Here is a 20365-nt window from a genome sequence, read left to right on the forward strand (position 1 = left end):
TGAAAGATATGAGTTTCCCAAGTGGATTTTATTGGGGTGGAGCAACTGCTGCTAATCAATTAGAAGGAGGATGGCAAGAAGGTGGAAAAGGTATTTCTTGTCCAGATATCTGTACAGGTGGTACTGCAACAACAAGTAAAAGAATTACACCAGTTTTAGAAGAAGGAACTTTTTATCCTAGTCATGATGCTATTGATCATTATCATAGATATAAAGAAGATATTGCGTTATTTGCTGAAATGGGATTTAAAATGTATCGTTTTTCTATCGCATGGACAAGAATCTTTCCAAATGGTGATGAAGAACAACCTAATGAAGAAGGATTAAAATTTTATGAAAGTTTAATTGATGAATGTTTAAAATATGGTATTGAACCTATGGTGACAATTTCTCACTATGAAGTGCCTTTCAATCTGACAAAGAAATGGAATGCATGGGTAGATCGTCGTATGATTGACTGTTATTTAAGATTCTGTAAAGCAATCTTTACTCGTTATAAAGGAAAAGTGAAATATTGGTTAACATTCAATGAAATCAATAGTGCAACAACACCAATGGGTGGTTTCTTATCTCAAGGAATTTTAAATGAGATTAAGCCAATGGCATTTATGGAACAGATTGATGTTCCAAACAATCGTTTCCAAGGATTGCATCATCAATTTTTAGCAAGTGCATTAGCTGTAAAAATGGCACATGAAATTGATCCAAACAACCAAGTTGGATGTATGCAGATTATGGCGACAAGCTATGCATTAACATGTCAACCAGAAGATGAAATTGTCAATCAACAAAAAAATCATTTAATGAACTGGTTCTGTAGTGATGTGCAATGTCGTGGAAAATATCCAAACTATATCAAGAGATATTTCAAAGACAACAATATTACTGTTCATATGGAACCAGGTGATGATGAAATCTTAGCTGCTGGACCTGTTGATTTCTATACATGCTCATATTATATGTCTAACTGTCAAACTGCTGATACAACAAAAGAATCTGGTAAAGGAAATATCTTAGGTGGAGTTCCAAACCCATATCTAAAAGCAAGTGACTGGGGATGGCAGATTGATCCAATTGGATTACGTTATTCTTTAAATGAAATCTGGGATCGTTATCAAAAACCAATCTTCGTTGTAGAAAATGGATTAGGTGCCTATGATAAGATTGATGAAGATGGAAAAGTCTGCGATGATTATCGTGTAGACTATTTAAGAAGTCATATCCAACAAATGCATGAAGCTATTTTAGATGGTGTAGACTTAAGAGGATATACACCTTGGGGATGTATTGATTTAGTTTCTGCTTCTACTGGTGAAATGGCAAAACGTTATGGATTTATCTTTGTCGAAAGATACGATGATGGAACTGGAGATTTTGCACGTAGAAGAAAAGAATCATTCTACTGGTATAAAAAAGTCATTGAAACAAATGGTGAAGATTTAGATTAAAAAAAGCGAATCGTTGAAAAACGATTCGTTTTACTTTGCATTCATTTGTTTTTTATTATAAACCAGCTTAAATAGACTCTCAATAATAGAGATGACAGGAAGCTGAGATGTGACATTAGAATCCTGATACATTTCTTCATTAATATAATAAGGAATATTAATATCTGAAAGATGGGCAATTTTAGATAAAGATGTATTTGTAATAGAAATGATTTGAATATCATGAACTCTAAAACGTTCCATGATTTCTAAGACTTCAGCATTTTGTCCACTGACAGAAAAAACAACCAGACAGACTTTCCCATTAAAATAATCAGGTAATGTATATATAGGATAATTAGTAGGATCTTTAATAGAAAATGAAAAATTGTGAATTCTTGAAAAGAGTGTTGCTGCATATTCTGCAATAATTGCAGAAGTTCCATATCCAGCAAAGAACAGCAACTCTGCCTGTGATAACATTTTAGCAACCGTCTCTAATTTATTTTTAAATTCCTGATTCCTTGATTTAATCAAAAAATCAAGATAAATTGTTTCATCATAGTTTTGTATTGTTGAAGGATGATATTTCATATCATTCAGATAATATTTTAAGCGTAATTTAAAATCAGAGAAACCCTGACAGTCAAATTTTCTACAAAATCTTAATATAGTGGATGTACTGACATGATTGGCTTCAGCCAGTTCTTTAATACGCATATAAACAACTTTATTGAGATGGGATTTTATATAATAATAGATATTTTTCTCAGTTGGATTTAAATCAACCTTCTTATCTAAAAATAACAAGCTCATCATCCTTTCCGTTTCCATTATTATATAATATCTTGACTTTGAATGCCACTTTAACTTTAAGATATGTAACGCCTTGTTACATTTTGAAACAAAAACCTTTTTATGTAACGTGTTCCAACAAATGGTCAAGCAATTGAATGCGTTTTAATCATTAGTATAATAAAATTATAAGGAAACAATTCAAAATTAAGGGAGGCAAGGAGTATGAACAAATTTTTTGATTGGATCCAAAACAAACTTATGCCACCACTTGTCAAAGTGGCAGAACAAAGACACATGCGAGCTATTCGTAATGGTTTAGTTATGACTTTACCGGCTATTATTGCAGGTAGTGTATTCATGATTGTAGGAAATATTCCTATTGATGCATGGACAACTTTTATAGAACCATATGTACCAATGATTGATGGTGCTACAAATGTATCATTTGGTATTATTGGGTTGCTTGCTGCTATTGGGATATCATATGAATTATCTCAAGAATATAAGTTAAGTGCTGCTTCTGGTGTTGTGTTATCAGTCATGGCATTTATGATTACTCAATTATCAGATGAATTTACGATTAGTCCAGATAATTTTGGTTCAGGCGGATTGTTTACTGCTATCGTAGCAGCGATCATTACTGTTGAAATTTATCATTTTTGTGTAAAGAAGAACTGGGTTATCAGATTACCTAAAGGTGTTCCACCAGCAGTTGGAAACTCATTCGCTGCTTTAATTCCAGCATTTATCACATTGGTATTATTCTGGGTAGTACGTGTACCATTACACTTTAATATTAATGCATTCTTCCAAACTATCTTCTCACCATTAGTATTTGCATTAAATACATTACCAGGTATTATGTGTTACACATTAATAGTCAGTCTATTATGGTGTGCAGGTATTCATGGAGATATGACATTAGAAGGTGTCGCAAGCCCAATTTTCTTAGCATTTATTACTGCTAATGCAGCTGCATATCAAAGTGGACAACCTATTCCTTATATTACAGCTGAAGGATTTTCAAGTTTATTTGTTAATGTAGGTGGAACAGGAGCGACTTTGACTTTGGCTTTATTAATGTTAAGAAGTAAGAGTAAAACATATCGTCAATTAGGTAAAGTTTCTTTACCTGGTGCTCTATTTGAAATTAATGAACCAATTGTTTTTGGTTTCCCAATTATTATGAATCCATTAATGATGATTCCATATATCGTTGTTCCATTGGTTTTATGTGCTTCAACTTATATAGTTATGTTTTTAGGATTAGTGAGTGCTCCAGTTGCAATGGTGCCATGGACAATGCCACCAATTATTGGACCTTTAATGGCAACAGGATGGGATTTTAGAGCTGCTATCTGGTCTGCAATTGAAATCGTTATAGCGATTGTGATTTATTATCCATTCTTTAAAGTTGCAGAAAAACAAATGATTGCAGAAGAAAATAAAAACGAAGGTGAATAAATAATGGAAAAGAAACCAGTAAAAATTGTAACAATTGGTGGAGGAAGTAGCTATACTCCAGAATTGATGGAAGGATTTATCAAGAGATATGATGAACTTCCTATTAAAGAAATTTGGTTAGTTGATATTGAAGATGGAAAAGAAAAATTAGAAATTGTTGGTGCTATGGCTCAACGTATGTGGGATGCATCTCCTTATGATGTGAAAGTGCATTTGACTTTGGATCGTAGAGAAGCATTAAAAGATGCAGACTTTGTCACAACTCAATTTAGAGTAGGTTTATTGAATGCTCGTGTCAAAGATGAAAGAATTCCATTTTCATATGGTATGTTAGGTCAGGAAACAAATGGAGCTGGAGGAATCTTTAAAGCCTTCAGAACAATTCCTGTGATCTTAAGCATTGTCGAAGACATGAAAGAATTATGTCCAGATGCATGGTTGATTAACTTTACAAATCCAAGTGGAATGGTCACAGAAGCTGTCATGAAATATGGAAAATGGGATAAGGTTATAGGTTTATGTAATCTTGCAACATGCGTTATGATAGAAGAACCTGAAACCATTGGAAAGACAGCAGATCAGTTGATATATAAGTTTGCAGGATTAAACCATTTCCACTGGCATAAAGTTTATGATGAACATGGAAATGAAGTGACTCAACAAATCATTGATGCAATGTATGCAGGTGCCAATGGAGGTATTCCTGCTAATATTCATGATGTTCCATATTTTAAAGAACAATTAGATGCGATGAAGATGATTCCTTGTGATTATCATAGATATTACTATCGTCAAGAAGAAATGTTGAAACATGGTCTTGAAGAATACAGTACAATTGGAACAAGAGCACAACAGGTCAAACAGACAGAAGAAGAATTGTTTGAATTGTATAAAAACCCTGAATTGGATCATAAACCAGAACAGCTTGCTAAACGTGGAGGAGCACATTACAGTGATGCAGCATGTGAAACAATAGCATCAATCTATGCGAATAAGAATACACATATCGTTGTCACAACAAGAAATAATGGAGCTGTCCCAGATTTACCACCAGAAGCAGCAGTAGAAGTTTCAGCATATATTGGAGCAACTGGTGCAAAAGCGATAGCATTTGGACCATTCCAGCCAGCAGAAAGAGGATGGCTACAATGCATGAAGAACATGGAATGGTGTGTAGAGGAAGCTGCAGTCACAGGAGATTATGGAAAGGCATTACAAGCATTTATCCTTAATCCACAGATTCCATCAGGAGCTACAGCGAAGAGAGTATTAGATGAATTATTGTTGGCACATAAAAAATATTTACCACAGTTTGCAGATAAGATTGCCCAGCTTGAAGCAGAAGGTGTCACAATTAAAGATGATGTCGCAAGAGAATTAACAAAAAAGGGTCTTTAATAAAAGGATACTAAGATAGGGATATTTCCATATCTTAGTATTTTTATCTTAAGATCATGAAATGAGGTGAAATGATGAAAGCAATTATTTTAGCTGGAGGATTAGGTGAGAAAATTTGGCCTTATGGAAAATATAGAAATAAGACTATGATTCCAATAGGAAATCAACCGATTGCTGGTCATCTGGTGGACAATTTAAAAAAGGCAGGAATCATGGATATTGTGATTGGGGCTGTTCATGGAGTTCAGGAAATCAAGCATTATTTTAGAAAAGATCATTTTGTTCAGGTTGTCGCATTGGACAATAGTAGAGGAACTGGTGATACTTTACTACAGCTTAAAGAACATATGGGTGAAGAATGTATGGTTCTTTTTGGTGATTGTCTAATCAGTGAAGAGGATATAAGAGGATTGATTTTAAGCCATGGACAAGTTTTAGTCAGTCAGCTTATGGAGCCATCTATTAATCAGATATGTGTTGGTATTGATGAGGACAATCATGTTCAAAAATTCTGGGGACATCCTAGAGGTGATTTTCATGACTTTGCCTGTGGGTTTATCTTGAAACAGGATATTCTTTCTTATATTGACTCTGCAAAAGATATTTTTGGTGAAACCAAAGTAGGAGTAGGATCACCACAGGAACTTTATCTGGAAAATGCTTTGAATGACTATGTTGTGGATGGTCATCAGTTGCTTTGTTATAGAGCTCAGTATCCTGTTTATGATATAGACAAGCCATGGCATATCATGATGGCCAATCATGCATACAATCAATATGATTATCAACATATGCATCAACACTGTATTGGAGAAGATTGTCAGATGAGTCCAAATGCCAAATTAGGACAAAATGTTCAGATTGGAAAACGATGCATCATTGGCGACTATGTGGTCATTGGAGATGGCTGTGTGATTGATGATGATACACGTATTGATCAGGGAGCAGTATTGAAAGAAGGCGTTCATGTTGGCAAGAAATGTGTCTTAGAAAATTACTGCCATGTTGGTAGCTATTCCAGCATTGGTGATGAATGTATTGTTGCTCATACGTCAGAAATCATCGAAGCAGTTTTGTTTGAAAAGGTCTATCTCTATCATTATGGAGAATACTATGGAGTCATTGGAACACATAGTGATCTAGGTGCAGGCACAACATGTGGCACATTGAGATTCGATGATGGACAGACAATCCATTCTATTCGTGGTAGAAGAGAAATACCTGCTCATTATGCAAACGCATGCTTTATTGGTGATTACTCCCGAACAGGAGTAGGCGTGTTTCTTTTGCCAGGATGTAAGGTTGGCTCAAAGAGTGTCGTAGGAAGTGGTGTTGTTTTGAAAGGTGAGCTCAAAGATGAAATGCTGGTTTACCCTAAACAGGAACTTTGTTATGTTCCATGGGGTGATCATAAATATGGCTGGTAGAAAGTGGAAGGAGGCATCATCATGAAAACAATAGGACTTTCTGTTTACCCTGATTTTGATGATATAGAGACGATGAAGAAGACATTGAATCAGGCTAAAGATTTAGGTTACAAGATTGTTTTTACATCTTTACAGTTAGATGATCTCGGTTTTGAAAATACTCATACTGGACTTGATGAATCATTTATGTTTTTGCTTGAATATTGTCATCAGTTGGGTTTGGAAATTCATGCTGACATTAATGATAGAATATTGAAATCTCTAGGGGCTTCTCCTCAGTGTCTAGAACCTATTGATCAATTACACATACCCGTTTTGCGATTGGATGATGGTTTTACAGATGAAGAAGTCGCATTAATGACAAAGAATGACTATGGCATCTCCATTGAAGAGAATGCATCTATGTTGGCTTTCCCCAAAAAGCGCATTGAAACAGTCATCAAAGAAGGCAATATCAATCAGTATTGTGCCTGTCATAATTTCTTTCCATTGAATGAAACAGGATTGAGTTATCAGGATGTGCATCATGCAACACAACTGTTTAAAAGTTATGGAATGAAAGTAGGTATATTTATTGGTTCAATGTATTCTTCAAATGATTTGAATAGTGTAGGGCATGGCATTGTGACAATCGAAGAACACAGATATTTGCCATCCCATGTGCAGGCTATGGAACTGTTTGCCTGTCAGGATTATGATTATGTCATTTTTGGTGACAGTCATCCTAGTATAGAGGAACTGGTAAGAGTGAGTGAAGTGGCACATAATGATTCAAAGGAGTTTATAAGTCAAAAGTATACTTTGACACAAGAGTGGCTGGGAGATCATTGTGTAGAGTTACCAGTATGGCTTGATGCAAAGTTGGATTGGCAGCTTAAGAAGAAGCTAACGTCAATGGTTTTGATTGCCAGGGCCGATCAATCTCAATTGTTGTTAAGGGCTGAACAGTCCAGAGGTTTGCAAAGATTAGAACCCTATCATCCTATGAAAAGACATGCCTATTCAATAACTATTCATAATTATCTTTCTCATCGTTATATGGGAGAATTACAGATTCCTTTGGAAGATTTACCAGCAGTCGACAATATTAATGTCATTGGAAGAGTTAAGCCATATGCTGAACATCTGGTTGAACTGTTGAAATATGGAAAAGTTGCATTTGTATTGAAGGAGGAATAATATGATTGAAACATTTGAAAATAACATCATCCATATGATTGAAGAATTTACAAGAACTCAAAACGAAATATTACATCAAGTAGCCAGACATGTAGTTGACCATATCGAACAAGGTGGAACATTCTTTGCGGTAGGGACTGGTCATTCTCACATGGTTGGAGAGGAATTCTATGCACGTGCTGGAGGATTGGCTTGCATTCAATTGATTGCCCCTATGGAATTAACATTGGGAGAACATCCCCTAAAATCAACACAGATTGAAAGAATCGGGGAATATGCCAAAGTCATCATATCTCAATATAAGATATCCAAAGGAGATATCGTTTTGATTTCTTCTCATTCTGGAAGGAATGCATTACCAATAGAGTTAGCATTGTTACTTAAGGATATGGGCGTTCATACAATTGCTTTTACTAGCTTAAAACATTCTCAGACGGTCACAAGTCGTCATCAAAGTGGACTTAGATTGTTTGAGGTCTGTGATGAGGTGATTGATAATTGTGGTGTGATGGGTGATGCCCTGATGAAAATAGATGGTGTGAAAGGGAAAATGGGTTCTAGTTCAAGTATTATGGGTATGTATATGGCTCAATGTCTATCTATGTTAATTGCTGAAGAAATGACAAAAAGAAATATAGAAGTCCCTGTATTTTTAAGTGCTAATGTTGATGAAGGAGATCAGTGGAACGATCAGTTAATGAAGACTTATTATCATATATAATGTGTTTTGATAGATATTTCAAAATTTGAAAGCCAATGGTTTGTATGATAAAATAAAAAAAGGTTTTTTTAAGAGGTGGGAACAATGTTATTTTTAGATGAAGACATAGATTTAAGTCCAACTGAAATAGGTATTTATAATTATATCTGTGCAAACCTTGATAAAGTTGTTTATATGCGTATTCGAGAATTAGCTAATGCAACTTTTGTTAGTACATCAACTATTTTAAGATTCTGTCAGAAATTTGGCTGTCAGGGATATGCTGATTTTAAAGTTAAACTTTTGGATTATCAAAAATCTATCGAAAAAGATCATCGCTTACAATCTCAAGATGTTCAAAATGAATTGTTTGATTTCTTTGAAGATGTTTATTCTCAAGAAATGCAGGAAAATATGAATGAAGCAGTGCGCCTGATTCTTGAATCGGACTTATTATTCTTTTTAGGAACAGATACATCAGGTATTATGGCAGAGTATGCAGCAAATTTATTTTCTTCCCTTTTTACATTTTCGTGTGTAATTAAAGAACCTCAAAACTGTCCAGAATATCTTTTGCCTGATTATCTAAATAGTCATATGTGCTTAATTGTCTTATCTCAAGATGAAGGAAGAGGAGATTTGATTGATTATATTCGCAGAATGAAAGCCCATCATATTACAATTATATCTATTTCTAATTGTCTCAATTCAGAAATTGTCAAACTTGCAGATTTAAATATTGATTATAGAATTAAGATTTCTCTATTGAATAATATGGATATGCAATCACAAATTCCAGTGATGTATATATTAGAAAAACTATCAAGATTGGTTTATTATTATAAACATCAACAACAGCTTTTTATGGAGAATATATAAAACCGCACTTTAAGTGCGGTTATCATTTTATAAAGCCATTTATTGAAGTTGATGATTTGATAGCTTTTCAGGTATAAGTTTTTGATAAGTTTGTTGAATCCATTCTTTTGTTAGCCCATTATGATAATGATAATGTGATGTTTCATATTGAGTTGTATATTGATCATAAGGAATAAGTTTAAAGTTTTGTAAATGTTCATCATAGTAATTGATAACAGGGATATAGTCAATGTTTTGAATAGAAATTTGATTATTTTCTTCTACAATGTCAAGTGAAACCATCATTGAAACATTATATGCATTTTTAAATTCCTGGTGAGTACGATCGACAATAGGGTCTGCACTTACAAAATTTCCTAGAGAATACATACATAAAGTGCGATTATTATTGATCCATTTCATAGGCTGTGAACAATGAGAATGATTACCAATAATAATATCAACACCTAAATCACTAAGCAATTGAGATATTTCTTCTTGCTGAGTTGAAATATCATATGTAAATTCATTTCCCCAATGTATCATTGCAATTAAGACATCACAGTTTTCTCTAGTTTGAGTCACTTCTTTGGTTAATAAATCTTTATATGCCTGTGTCATTTTTCGGTCGCTAGGACGATTAAATAAAGCAACTTTGGCTTGATTTTCATCACTGACAATTTGATTTGTTGCATATGTATAAGATACAAAACCAAACTTTATTCCATGAATAGTCATATATTTTCCTTGATCTCTATCATCTTGATTATAGTAAGTTCCCACAGCTAAAATATCTTTTTCTTTTAAGAAATCAAGAGTATTATCAATGCCTTGATTTCCTCGATCATTAGCGTGGTTATTAGCAGTTGAAACGACTTCTAAATCAAGCGATGCCACCTGTTTACCAATTTCACGAGAGGCATTAAAAGAATAGCCTGTTCCAGAAATGTTCAGTTCTTTACCACCAATAGGTGTTTCCAGATTAGCAATGGATAAATCATCATTTTGTAGATAAGGTCTTACTAAATCATAATAACCTTTATCTTGGCTATCATCTTCGATCCAGTCATAATAAGGCTTTTCATATAATAAATCACCAATAAAATGACAGCTTACTGTGTTTTTTGTTTCTTCTTTTTGAGGTTGTGTTTGTGGTTGCGGTTGACATCCAGCAAGTAAAAGGACCAAACAAACAAATAATTTTATTTTTTTCATGAAATCACCATAATGATTGTACAATATTGTCGAAAGCTGTTCAATATTCATATGTAAAATGATGAAATGAAAAGAAGAAAAACAAGATTATAAGAGCCAAATGATGATGTATATTTAGAAAAATAGGATAAAATCATATGATTTTCATTGATCACAAATAAGATTTCTTTAATTGACTGTTATGATAAAAAATAAGCTCCTTGATTATCTGTTCAAATCAAGGAGTTTATTTGATAGCAACGATTGTTTTGACTTATACAATAGTATCTAGCCATTGATGAAGACTGTCTTTGACATAAGATACTTCAGATATCTCATCACCATTAAAGCCTATACCTGAAATGATATAGGAGTTATTGATATAATGACGAAGTTGATTTTCGTATGTATCATGTGATGTTCCACCTACCCAAAAATAAGATATCATTTTATTGTTTAAATTGTGACTTGTTAAAAAGTTTTTTATTGGGATTGAAGGGGTATTAGAGGAATCTATAGATTCTCCGATTAAAATAATATCATAATCTTGAATATTGATTTGAGATTGTATTGGATAAGCATCTACATTTTTATAAGCACAGATATCATTGATCATTGTATCAAGTACCTGATAGGGATCGTCAAATAATAAAAGTACTTTTTTATTTTCTGCTTTAACTTCATTTGTATTTTGAGTAACTGCTTGGAGCATCAGACAACCACATAAAACAAAACAAAATGTTATAATTAATTTATGAATAACTTTAATCATTGTGAAAATATATGATTATAAAGCACCAACAATAGGATGTGGTTGATAGAGTTCGTCTAAAAATTGCATATCTTGTGAAGAAAGTTGAACATCTAATGCTTTTACAGCTTCTTCTAAATGTGAAATTTTTGTAGCACCAATAATAGGAGCAGCTACTTGAGGTTTGTGTAATAACCATGCAAGAGCAATCTGAGTTCTTGTGACATTTTTTTGTTGTGCTAACATGGCGACACGATCAACAATCATATGATCTTGTTGTTCACTGTGATCGTATTTTTTCACAGATTCCTGATCAGTCTGATAACGTAATGTTGTAGCTTTCCAATCACGTGTTAATCTTCCTGCTGCTAATGGAGAATAAGGCGTTAAACTGATTTTGGCGTCTTTGCAGTAAGGAATCATTTCTCTTTCATCTTCACGATAGAGTAAATTATAATGATTTTGCATGGAAATAAATTGTGTCCATCCATTTGCTTTCGCAATATATTGAGCTTTTTGAAACTGCCATGCATACATTGCAGAAGCACCAATATATAACACTTTTCCTGATTTGACTAAATCATTTAAAGCGCACATTGTTTCTTCGATAGGTGTGTCATAATCCCAACGATGAATCACTAATAAATCAATATAATCAGTTTTTAGACGTTTTAAAGATGCATCAACAGCCTGAAATATATGTTTTCTAGATAAACCTTTATTGTTTTGACCATCTTTTAAAGGAAAATAAACTTTGGTCGCAATCACCATTTCATCACGATGACCATATTCATGAATCGCTTCTCCCAGTATTTTTTCACTTTCTCCTAAAGAATAGACATCTGCTGTATCAAAGAAGTTAATACCTAATTCCATAGCTTTTTTAATGATATTTTTACTTTCATCTTTTTTTAAGATCCATTGACCTCTATTCCAAATATCGGGATCTCCAAATCCCATACATCCTAAACAAAGTCTAGATACTTCTAAACCAGAATTTCCTAATTTTATATAATCCATCTTCATGCCTCCTTGACATTATTATAAATTTCTATATTTATAATGTAAAATACTTATCATTTATAACCAGTCATGCCTTAAAAGTATGCAAAATCCAATAAGCATTTGCATTTTATAGAATTATTTTATAATAGGATTGAAAAATGATATAATAAATCAAAAGAAAAGAGGGTTTATATGATTGAAAAAGCAAGATTAGAAGATTGTGATGAGATTTATGACTTAATGTGTATATTAGAAAATCAGAAATTGGATTATGATCATTTTAAACAAACTTATCACCAGGGAATCAATAGTAATGATGTGATATATCTGGTTTATCGACAAGATAAAATATTAGGGTTTTTAAGCTTTCAGATTCATCATTATTTACATCATAATCAAGATACAGGAGAAATTGTTGAACTTGTTGTTTTACCAGAAAGTCGAGGTCGAAAAATTGGAGGACAGTTACTACAGGCTATCGAAGCTAAGGCCAATGAATTGCGTTTAGAACAGATTGAATTATCAACATCGACTTATAGAAAACAAGCTCATCACTTTTATGAACAAAATGATTATGAGATGTTGCATTATAACTATACAAAGAATTTATAGAACTATAAGATAGTTCTTTTTTTGTATATAACAGTATATAACAGTTGACAACAGTTTCATACTGTTATATACTGTTTATGAACAGGAGGGAGAAAATGAAAATTATTATTAATCATTCTTTAATGACACCTATATATGAACAAGTTGTTGATCAAATCAAAACAATGATAAGAAAAGGAAAACTTAAAGAAAATGATCAGTTACCATCTGTTCGTACTCTCTCAAAAGAGTTGAAAATAAGTGCCCTGACTGTCAAGAAAGCGTACGATAACTTGGAAGAAGAAGGGTTTGTAGTGACAGTTCATGGAAAAGGAACATATGTGAGTGCGAATAATCGTGAATTGTTATTAGAAGAACAAAAAAAGGAAATCGAAGCCGATTTGGAAATGGCCATTCAAAAAGGTAGAAGATGTGGAATCAGTGATGAAGAATTAAAGAGTTTATTTGAGATGATTCTGGAGGGTTAATTATGTTAAAGGTAAAACATTTAAAAAAGAATTATGCTTCATTTTCATTAGACTGTTCTTTAGAAGTCAAACCAGGTTATGTGACTGGGTTAATAGGGCAAAATGGAGCAGGTAAGAGTACAACATTTAAAGCTATTTTAGGATTGATTCATTATGAAGGACTTGTAGAAGTGTTTGGAAGACAAACTTTAAATGAGGAAGATAAACAATTATTAGGTGTTGTTTTATCTGATTCAGGATTTAGTGGATATTTAACAATATCAGATATTATTCCTATCTTAAAGCATTTATATAAGTCATTTGATCAGACGTTTTTCTTGCGTATGGTCAATCAGTTTGAATTACCTAAAAATAAAAAAATCAAAGAATTTTCTACAGGGATGAAAGCCAAACTGAAAGTAATTGTTGCGATGAGTCATCAGGCAAAATTATTGATTTTAGATGAACCAACAGCTGGATTAGATGTGATTGCCAGAGATGAACTATTGGATATGATGAGAGATTATATGGCTGAAGATGACCAAAGATCCATTTTAATCAGTTCTCATATTTCCAGTGATCTAGAAACCATATGCGATGATTTCTATATGATTCATAATGGACGTGTGATGATGCATGAAGATACAGATGTTTTATTAAGTGATTATGCTTTATTGAAAGTGGATTTTAAACAGTTTGAACAATTGGATAAAGACTATATTTTAAAGTATAAAAAAGAAAGTTATGGTTATAGCTGTTTAACGAATCAAAAACAATATTATACAGAAAATTATCCTGATATAGTCATAGAAAATGGACATATTGATGATGTCATGACAATGATGATTCGAGGTGAATAGAGATGCTAGGTTTATTAATCAAGGATTTTAAATTAATGTGGATGCAAAAAAGTTTCTTTATCATTATTATTGTAGTGGGATGTTTATTAACAATGGGTTATAATGATTTTACATTTATGGTTGGTTTTATCACATTTATATTATCATTATTTACAGTGAGTAGTATTTCTTATGATGAATTTGATAATGGTTATCCTTTCCTTTTAACATTACCTTTTTCAAGAAAAACATATGTGATAGAAAAATATGTTTTTGGTTTAATTTTAGGATTAACAGGATGGCTTGTATCAGTACTAATTAGCTATATCATGATTATTATGAATGGTGAAAAAATAACCCTCGATATCATGATAGGAGGACTTGTGATTTTACCAATGTTTCTTTATATTCAATCATTGATGATTCCCATTCATCTGCGTTTTGGTGGAGAAAAAGGAAGATATGCGTTGATTGCCAGTTTTGGAATTATCTTTGTGATTGGTTTTGGTATTATCAAAGTGATAGAACTGTTACAAGTTAATATGGTTCCTATGATTTCATCAATTTTATCTATGGGACCCGCTGCATTGATATTAATTTTGCTTGTTGTTGGATTATTGATTATGTTGATATCTTTGAAAATCAGTTTATCAATTATGAATAAAAAAGAATTCTAGGAAGTGATTATATGGATAGTATTCTATGTGTTATTGGTCTTATTATCTTTGCATATTGGTATTTTGTGAAACGTCATCGTTAAAAAGGATTATCGCTTAGGATAATCCTTTTCAATATAATCAATGACTTCATTTAATGAATTGAGAATACAAGTTGTTTTGTTAGCGTAATCTTCATCAGGGTATTTCATATCTGGAATACAAATCACAGATATATGAGCGTTATGGGCTGCTTGTATACCTGCTTCACTATCTTCTAAGACAAGTGCTTCACTTGGCTGAACATTTAACTTTTGACAAGCGTTCAAGAAAACATCGGGAGCAGGTTTTCCATGTTCGACCTCATCACCACAGATCACATCATCAAAATAATTGAGAATGCCATTATCAGTTAATAAAGCATTAACTCTTTCACGACGACTTGAAGTAGCAATCATCGTTTTATAGTTATGCTCTTTTAAATAAGTTAACAATTCAACCAGACCGTCTTTTAATGGAACACCTTCTCTTGCGAATCTTTCATCCATTAAATCATGAACTTTTTGAGCCGTTTCATCGATTGGAAAATCATTTCCATATTGTTTATACATGGCTTCTCTTGTAGCTTTCATTGTACGTCCTAATAAAGTTGTATAAAAATCTTTACTCATAGAAAGATTCATTTCTTTTAAAACTTCCTGATAACATTGATAAGTCACATTTTCTGTATCAATCATTAATCCATCCATATCAAAAATTACAGCTTTTAACATTTTCCATTCCTCCACTTTATATTGAGTATAAAAAAATGATCTATTCATGTCAACGAAAAAACAAAGATTATGACAAGATTATTTTGCTTATTTTGAATGTTTATATTATAATGGTAACGGTTTGGAGGTTAGTGTATGAATAATATGATGGAAAGATTGGAAACAATCGCAAGAAGATATGAAGAATTAAATGAAATATTAATGGATCCAAGTATCGCAAATGATGTTCATAAGATGACAGAAGCATCTAAAGAACAAGCAACTTTAGAAAATGCTTATCAATTATATCAGGAATATAAAAAAGTTCTTGATGGTATTGAAGAAGCTAAAGAGTTAATGAAGGAAAAAGATCCTGAAATCAAAGAAATGGCTGAATTGGAATTAAGTGAATTGGAAGCAAAGAAACCTCAAATTGAAGAAAAGTTACATTTAGAATTAATTCCTAAAGATCCAAATGATAATAAGAATGTTATTGTAGAAATTCGTGGAGCTGCTGGTGGAGATGAAGGAAATATCTTTGCGGGAGACCTTTATAGAATGTATGTCAAATATGCAGAGTCACAGGGTTGGAAGATTGAAGTTTTGGAAGCACAGGATAGTGAAGCGGGAGGATATTCATTGATTTCCTTTATGATTAAAGGTGAGGGTGTTTATTCTAAGTTGAAGTTTGAATCTGGTTCACATCGTGTACAACGTGTGCCTAAGACAGAAACACAGGGACGTGTACATACGTCTACAGCGACAGTTCTTGTGATGCCTGAAGCAGAAGAAGTAGATTTTGAATTAAATCCAGCAGATTTAAGAATTGATACTTATCGTGCATCAGGGGCTGGAGGACAGCATATCAATAAAACAGATTCAGCAGTTCGTATTACGCATATTCCTACTGGTGTTGTAACAACTTCTCAGGATGGACGTAGCCAGCATGATAATAAAGATAAAGCGATGCGTGCAATGCGTACGAAGTTATATGAAATGAAACTTCGTGAACAGGAAGAAGCTATCGATAGTGAACGTCGTAGTAAGATTGGAACTGGAGATCGTAGTGAAAAGATTAGAACATATAACTATCCACAAAATCGTGTGACTGATCATCGTATTGGATTAACAATTCAGCAGTTAGATCGTATTATGGAAGGAAAGTTAGATGATATTATTGAAGCTTTGATTAATGAGGATCAAAGATTGAAACTTCTAGGAGAAGAACAATGATTTTAAGAGAACTGATTCGTCAAAGTGAAGCTATGCTTGATGAAAAAGATAAAGATTGTAATGTTGCGAAAGTTCTGTTTTATCATTTGGCTCATAAAGAGCCACATCAATTATATTTGATGATGGATGAAGAAGTTGATGATGAATTATTAAAACAGTTTCAAGATGGTATGCAAAGATATATGAATGGGGAACCGATTCAATATATTAATGGGAAAGAAAACTTTTTCTCTAGAGATTTTATAGTCAATGAAAATGTTTTGATACCACGTTATGAAACAGAAGAATTAGTAGAAAATATTCTTTATAAAATTGATGATTATTTTGATAATTATTCATCTATTGATTTATGTGATGTCGGAACAGGTTCTGGAGCGATTGCTATTACTTTGGCATTAGAAGAACCAAAGTTAAATGTTGTCGCTACAGATATCAGTGAAAAAGCTTTAGATGTTGCAAGAGAGAATGCGAAAGAATTAAACGCTCAGGTGACTTTTTATCAGGGAGATATGCTAGAACCATTGATAGAACGTCAACAGAAGTTTGACATCTTTGTATCTAATCCACCTTATATTCCTCAAAATCAGGAAATTGAAAGTGTTGTTAAAGACAATGAGCCACATGTAGCTTTATTTGGTGGAAATGATGGTTTGTATTTTTATCGAAAGATTTTTAAAGATGTTCGTCATGTTTTAAAGGATCGAGCTTTACTTGCTTTTGAAATGGGATTTGATCAAAGAGAATTGATGTCTCAAGCAGTTGAACAATATTTTCCTGATACGCCTTATGAAATCATGAAAGACATGAATGGTAAAGATCGTATGTTGTTTATCTATTATCATTTAAAAGACAATGAAAATGAATAAGATATTAGAAACACCTAGACTTTACTTGAGATATTTACAGGAGACAGACGCCAAACGTATGAGTGAGTATCGCCAAAAAAAAGAAGTTGCCTATTATCAGTCATGGAAAAAATATTCTATCAAAGATGCGACAAAGCGCATTCAACACTGTTTAAAACTAACATCTTTATGTCAACCAAAAACAGATTATCATTTAGCAGTTGTTTTAAAAGACAATGAGCAGATGATTGGAGATTTATTTGTAGATGTTGTGAATGAAAAAGCTTTTGTTTTGGGTTATACTTTAGATAGTGTTTATTGGTCTCAAGGATATGGAAGTGAAATTGTTGCAGCCTTTTGTATGTTTATGAAAGAACGTTATCATTTTCAAAGAGTGATTTGTTATGTTTATAAGGATAATCAGCGTTCAAGACATTTGTTAAAAAAGCTTCATTTTCAAAAGTTTGAAGAATCTTTTTTCTATCATGATGAAGGATATATTAAATATTTATAAACAATACTTATGAAGTTAATCTTTTAAAGTATTGTTTTTTTATACTTTTTTTCACACAATATTTTGATTTTTGATATGGATTTCTTTTATAAACTGACTATGCAAAGGAGGAAAAAAGGTGCTCAAAACAGCTTTATTAAGCATGAGAAAAAATTGGGGAAGAAGTTTATTGCTGCTGTTATTGATGTTTTTGATAACAAACCTGATCATTGCTGGTTTGTCTATTCAATCTGCATCGCAGGAAGCCATGAATCAAGTGCGTACATCTTTAGGCAGTGATGTTACATTTTCATATCAGATGAAGAATATGATGAAAGATAGGGAAAAAGGACAGGCTTTGGATGAAAGTATCCAAAATATCACAACGGATATGGCTGATCAGTTAAAAGATTTGGAATATGTCGAGAGCTATAATTATACATTAAGTGTGGGTGTAAGTAGTGAAGACATAAATCCTGTTGAAATGACATCTCAAACAACACAAGAAACACCTAGAATGGGAAATGAAATGACAAAGATGCCAGATGATAATGATTTTACCATTGTTGGTGATACAACGATGGCGCATTTATCAGAATTTGAAAATGAAAACTATGTTTTATCATCTGGGAGATTACTGACTGAGGATGATGCGAATACACAAAACTGTGTGATAGAAACGACGCTTGCAAGTGATAATGACTTATCGGTTGGTGATCAGATAACTTTTCAAAGTAGTGATGGAGAGGTTGAGGTTACTTTAACTATCGTTGGTATTTACAGAGTAGAAACAAGTGAACAAATGGGAAATATGATGAGTAATCGTCAAAATCCTATGAACCAGATTTATACAGATTTATCTGTTGCCCAGACTATTAATCAGGATGATACGCAAATTTCAAGTGCTACATACTATTTAGATGATCCTGATCATATTGAGGCATTTATTGCTTTGGCGCAGTCATCAACAGATATTGATTTTGAAACATTTACCTTGGATGCTAATGACCAAATATATCAAAGAAGTATCGCTTCCCTTGAAAGTATGGGACAATTTGCGGTTATATTTTTAATTATTGTAGTGGTAGCTGGAAGTATTATTTTGTGTTTGATTTTAATACTTACGATGCGCAGTCGTTTCTATGAATATGGTGTCTTTTTATCATTAGGACAATCTAAAATAAAAATGATTTGTCAGCAGTTTATAGAAATATTTTTGATTGCCCTGATTGGCTGGACATTATCTTTAGGTACTGGAAAGATGGTTTCTAATGTGATTGGCCATATGCTGGAATCAACACAGAATAATCAATCAGAAGTCATGATGGAAATACCTGATAATCAACCAGAAACACAAAATAAAGGACAAAAGGATATGACTTTATAGGATCAGGCAATACAAAGTCCAGATAATCAGGAATTAGATGTTTCTTTAACACCAAGAACAGTCGGTTATTTGGCAGGGATGACTTTTGGAATTTGTGTTATTTCGATTGTTTTACCTTCTCTTTATATTTTAAGATTATCACCTAGAGAAATTCTTGGAAGAAGGGAGTCATAATATGGAGGAAGTCTTAACGTTTGAAAAAGTCAGTTATCATTATCAAGATGGCTCAAAGAGGGTTAATATTTTAAAAGAAACTGACTTTACATTTGAAAAAGGAAAAACATATGCGATTGTTGGGGCAAGTGGCAGTGGAAAAACAACGACTTTAAGTCTGGCAAGTGGTTTAGATAAGCCACAAGAAGGACGTGTTTTATATAAAGGACAAGATATTGTCAAAAGTGGTTTGACACGTTATCGTCGTTATGATATTGCGATTGTTTTTCAATCTTATAATTTAATCATGTATATGAATGCTATTCAAAATGTCGTTTGTGCAATGGATATAGCCCGTATGAAGATCAAAAACAAATCAAAATATGCCTTATCTTTATTACAGGAACTTGGATTAAGTGAAGAGGAATGTCGACGTGATATTCGTAAACTTTCTGGTGGACAACAACAAAGAGTCGCTATCGCAAGAGCTATTGCGAAAGATGTGGATATTATTTTATGTGATGAACCAACAGGGAATCTGGATGAAGAGACAACGAAAGGGATTATACAAATTTTTATTGATTTAGCGCATCAAAAAGATAAATGTGTCATTGTGGTGACACATTCCAAAGAACTGGCAGCATGTATGGATGTACAACTTCAGATTGAGAATCAAAAACTGAAAGTGATAGAATGAGGAGCAAAAATCCTCATTTTTATTATTTTTCATATTTTTTCCATAAATTTA

The 20365-nt window shown here is 32.8% G+C and carries 21 protein-coding genes; 16 read left to right on the plus strand and 5 right to left on the minus strand.

Annotated features, from left to right (window positions below):
- Window positions 1-8 precede the first annotated feature (8 nt).
- Window positions 9-1448: a glycoside hydrolase family 1 protein gene (locus ACZYT4_RS00005; protein ID WP_463781783.1), complete on the plus strand. Its 1440-nt coding sequence runs from the start codon at window positions 9-11 to the stop codon at window positions 1446-1448.
- A gap of 30 nt (window positions 1449-1478) precedes the next feature.
- Here ACZYT4_RS00005 and ACZYT4_RS00010 read toward each other — a convergent pair whose 3' ends face one another.
- The gene (locus tag ACZYT4_RS00010) at window positions 1479-2237 is read right to left on the minus strand and encodes a MurR/RpiR family transcriptional regulator (protein ID WP_463781603.1); all 759 of its coding nucleotides are present in this window, start codon (window positions 2235-2237) and stop codon (window positions 1479-1481) included.
- Between the two features lie 210 nt (window positions 2238-2447).
- Between ACZYT4_RS00010 and ACZYT4_RS00015 the strand changes: the two genes are divergently transcribed.
- The 6 genes from ACZYT4_RS00015 (at window position 2448) to ACZYT4_RS00040 (ending at window position 9272) form a co-directional block, all read left to right on the plus strand.
- A complete protein-coding gene (locus ACZYT4_RS00015) occupies window positions 2448-3689 on the plus strand; it encodes a PTS sugar transporter subunit IIC (RefSeq protein ID WP_463781604.1) in 1242 nt (413 codons plus the stop codon).
- A gap of 3 nt (window positions 3690-3692) precedes the next feature.
- Complete coding sequence (locus tag ACZYT4_RS00020; protein WP_463781605.1) at window positions 3693-5087, plus strand: 6-phospho-beta-glucosidase; 1395 nt, start codon at window positions 3693-3695, stop codon at window positions 5085-5087.
- 74 nt (window positions 5088-5161) lie between these two features.
- Entirely contained in the window at window positions 5162-6514 is a 1353-nt protein-coding gene (locus ACZYT4_RS00025) for a sugar phosphate nucleotidyltransferase (protein ID WP_463781607.1), read from the plus strand.
- Window positions 6515-6535: 21 nt separating this feature from the next.
- Window positions 6536-7693: a MupG family TIM beta-alpha barrel fold protein gene (locus tag ACZYT4_RS00030; protein WP_463781608.1), complete on the plus strand. Its 1158-nt coding sequence runs from the start codon at window positions 6536-6538 to the stop codon at window positions 7691-7693.
- Window position 7694: 1 nt separating this feature from the next.
- The gene (locus ACZYT4_RS00035) at window positions 7695-8414 is read left to right on the plus strand and encodes a sugar isomerase domain-containing protein (RefSeq protein ID WP_463781609.1); all 720 of its coding nucleotides are present in this window, start codon (window positions 7695-7697) and stop codon (window positions 8412-8414) included.
- Window positions 8415-8498: 84 nt separating this feature from the next.
- Window positions 8499-9272 carry a MurR/RpiR family transcriptional regulator gene (locus ACZYT4_RS00040; protein WP_463781610.1) on the plus strand — a complete coding sequence of 258 codons (774 nt, stop codon included), beginning with the start codon at window positions 8499-8501 and terminating at the stop codon, window positions 9270-9272.
- Between the two features lie 39 nt (window positions 9273-9311).
- Here the strand turns inward: ACZYT4_RS00040 and ACZYT4_RS00045 are convergent, their stop codons facing one another.
- The 3 genes from ACZYT4_RS00045 to ACZYT4_RS00055 form a co-directional block, all read right to left on the minus strand.
- On the minus strand, window positions 9312-10466 hold the full coding sequence (locus tag ACZYT4_RS00045; RefSeq protein ID WP_463781611.1) for a CapA family protein: 1155 nt from the start codon (window positions 10464-10466) through the stop codon (window positions 9312-9314).
- A 253-nt stretch (window positions 10467-10719) separates the two neighbouring features.
- On the minus strand, window positions 10720-11157 hold the full coding sequence (locus ACZYT4_RS00050) for a hypothetical protein (protein WP_463781612.1): 438 nt from the start codon (window positions 11155-11157) through the stop codon (window positions 10720-10722).
- Window positions 11158-11232: 75 nt separating this feature from the next.
- Entirely contained in the window at window positions 11233-12216 is a 984-nt protein-coding gene (locus tag ACZYT4_RS00055; protein ID WP_463781613.1) for an aldo/keto reductase, read from the minus strand.
- Window positions 12217-12393: 177 nt separating this feature from the next.
- Here ACZYT4_RS00055 and ACZYT4_RS00060 point away from each other — a divergent pair, with 177 nt between their 5' ends.
- From ACZYT4_RS00060 to ACZYT4_RS00075, 4 genes are all read left to right on the plus strand, one after another.
- Complete coding sequence (locus ACZYT4_RS00060; RefSeq protein ID WP_463781614.1) at window positions 12394-12813, plus strand: GNAT family N-acetyltransferase; 420 nt, start codon at window positions 12394-12396, stop codon at window positions 12811-12813.
- Between the two features lie 95 nt (window positions 12814-12908).
- The gene (locus tag ACZYT4_RS00065; protein WP_087358280.1) at window positions 12909-13280 is read left to right on the plus strand and encodes a GntR family transcriptional regulator; all 372 of its coding nucleotides are present in this window, start codon (window positions 12909-12911) and stop codon (window positions 13278-13280) included.
- 2 nt (window positions 13281-13282) lie between these two features.
- Window positions 13283-14119, plus strand: coding sequence for an ATP-binding cassette domain-containing protein (locus ACZYT4_RS00070; protein ID WP_463781615.1), 837 nt, complete (start codon window positions 13283-13285; stop codon window positions 14117-14119).
- Between the two features lie 2 nt (window positions 14120-14121).
- Window positions 14122-14775, plus strand: coding sequence for an ABC-2 transporter permease (locus ACZYT4_RS00075; RefSeq protein ID WP_463781616.1), 654 nt, complete (start codon window positions 14122-14124; stop codon window positions 14773-14775).
- A gap of 89 nt (window positions 14776-14864) precedes the next feature.
- Here ACZYT4_RS00075 and ACZYT4_RS00080 read toward each other — a convergent pair whose 3' ends face one another.
- On the minus strand, window positions 14865-15527 hold the full coding sequence (locus ACZYT4_RS00080; RefSeq protein WP_463781617.1) for an HAD family hydrolase: 663 nt from the start codon (window positions 15525-15527) through the stop codon (window positions 14865-14867).
- Between the two features lie 135 nt (window positions 15528-15662).
- Here ACZYT4_RS00080 and prfA point away from each other — a divergent pair, with 135 nt between their 5' ends.
- The 5 genes from prfA to ACZYT4_RS00105 all read left to right on the plus strand — a co-directional run bounded on the left by prfA (window position 15663) and on the right by ACZYT4_RS00105 (window position 20314).
- On the plus strand, window positions 15663-16739 hold the full coding sequence (gene prfA / locus ACZYT4_RS00085) for a peptide chain release factor 1 (protein WP_463781618.1): 1077 nt from the start codon (window positions 15663-15665) through the stop codon (window positions 16737-16739).
- The gene (gene prmC, locus ACZYT4_RS00090; protein WP_463781619.1) at window positions 16736-17605 is read left to right on the plus strand and encodes a peptide chain release factor N(5)-glutamine methyltransferase; all 870 of its coding nucleotides are present in this window, start codon (window positions 16736-16738) and stop codon (window positions 17603-17605) included. The genes prfA and prmC overlap by 4 nt, the downstream gene beginning before the upstream one ends.
- On the plus strand, window positions 17598-18098 hold the full coding sequence (locus ACZYT4_RS00095) for a GNAT family N-acetyltransferase (protein ID WP_463781620.1): 501 nt from the start codon (window positions 17598-17600) through the stop codon (window positions 18096-18098). Before prmC ends, ACZYT4_RS00095 begins: the two co-directional genes overlap by 8 nt.
- Before the next feature lie 118 nt (window positions 18099-18216).
- Window positions 18217-19464: an ABC transporter permease gene (locus ACZYT4_RS00100; protein WP_463781622.1), complete on the plus strand. Its 1248-nt coding sequence runs from the start codon at window positions 18217-18219 to the stop codon at window positions 19462-19464.
- 175 nt (window positions 19465-19639) lie between these two features.
- Entirely contained in the window at window positions 19640-20314 is a 675-nt protein-coding gene (locus ACZYT4_RS00105) for an ABC transporter ATP-binding protein (protein WP_463781623.1), read from the plus strand.
- Window positions 20315-20365 lie beyond the last annotated feature (51 nt).

It is taken from the genome of Massilimicrobiota sp. mt181 (assembly GCF_055420065.1).

Excerpts from the sequence above, each read along its gene's own strand:
- ACZYT4_RS00080 (WP_463781617.1), bottom strand. The coding sequence starts at position 15,527 with ATGTTAAAAGCTGTAATTTTTGATATGGATGGATTAATGATTGATACA.
- prmC (WP_463781619.1), top strand. The coding sequence starts at position 16,736 with ATGATTTTAAGAGAACTGATTCGTCAAAGTGAAGCTATGCTTGATGAA.
- ACZYT4_RS00070 (WP_463781615.1), top strand. The coding sequence starts at position 13,283 with ATGTTAAAGGTAAAACATTTAAAAAAGAATTATGCTTCATTTTCATTA.
- ACZYT4_RS00060 (WP_463781614.1), top strand. The coding sequence starts at position 12,394 with ATGATTGAAAAAGCAAGATTAGAAGATTGTGATGAGATTTATGACTTA.
- ACZYT4_RS00025 (WP_463781607.1), top strand. The coding sequence starts at position 5,162 with ATGAAAGCAATTATTTTAGCTGGAGGATTAGGTGAGAAAATTTGGCCT.
- ACZYT4_RS00030 (WP_463781608.1), top strand. The coding sequence starts at position 6,536 with ATGAAAACAATAGGACTTTCTGTTTACCCTGATTTTGATGATATAGAG.
- ACZYT4_RS00105 (WP_463781623.1), top strand. The coding sequence starts at position 19,640 with ATGGAGGAAGTCTTAACGTTTGAAAAAGTCAGTTATCATTATCAAGAT.
- ACZYT4_RS00040 (WP_463781610.1), top strand. The coding sequence starts at position 8,499 with ATGTTATTTTTAGATGAAGACATAGATTTAAGTCCAACTGAAATAGGT.
- ACZYT4_RS00035 (WP_463781609.1), top strand. The coding sequence starts at position 7,695 with ATGATTGAAACATTTGAAAATAACATCATCCATATGATTGAAGAATTT.
- ACZYT4_RS00020 (WP_463781605.1), top strand. The coding sequence starts at position 3,693 with ATGGAAAAGAAACCAGTAAAAATTGTAACAATTGGTGGAGGAAGTAGC.
- prfA (WP_463781618.1), top strand. The coding sequence starts at position 15,663 with ATGAATAATATGATGGAAAGATTGGAAACAATCGCAAGAAGATATGAA.
- ACZYT4_RS00095 (WP_463781620.1), top strand. The coding sequence starts at position 17,598 with ATGAATAAGATATTAGAAACACCTAGACTTTACTTGAGATATTTACAG.
- ACZYT4_RS00075 (WP_463781616.1), top strand. The coding sequence starts at position 14,122 with ATGCTAGGTTTATTAATCAAGGATTTTAAATTAATGTGGATGCAAAAA.
- ACZYT4_RS00055 (WP_463781613.1), bottom strand. The coding sequence starts at position 12,216 with ATGGATTATATAAAATTAGGAAATTCTGGTTTAGAAGTATCTAGACTT.
- ACZYT4_RS00005 (WP_463781783.1), top strand. The coding sequence starts at position 9 with ATGAGTTTCCCAAGTGGATTTTATTGGGGTGGAGCAACTGCTGCTAAT.
- ACZYT4_RS00015 (WP_463781604.1), top strand. The coding sequence starts at position 2,448 with ATGAACAAATTTTTTGATTGGATCCAAAACAAACTTATGCCACCACTT.
- ACZYT4_RS00045 (WP_463781611.1), bottom strand. The coding sequence starts at position 10,466 with ATGAAAAAAATAAAATTATTTGTTTGTTTGGTCCTTTTACTTGCTGGA.
- ACZYT4_RS00065 (WP_087358280.1), top strand. The coding sequence starts at position 12,909 with ATGAAAATTATTATTAATCATTCTTTAATGACACCTATATATGAACAA.
- ACZYT4_RS00050 (WP_463781612.1), bottom strand. The coding sequence starts at position 11,157 with ATGCTCCAAGCAGTTACTCAAAATACAAATGAAGTTAAAGCAGAAAAT.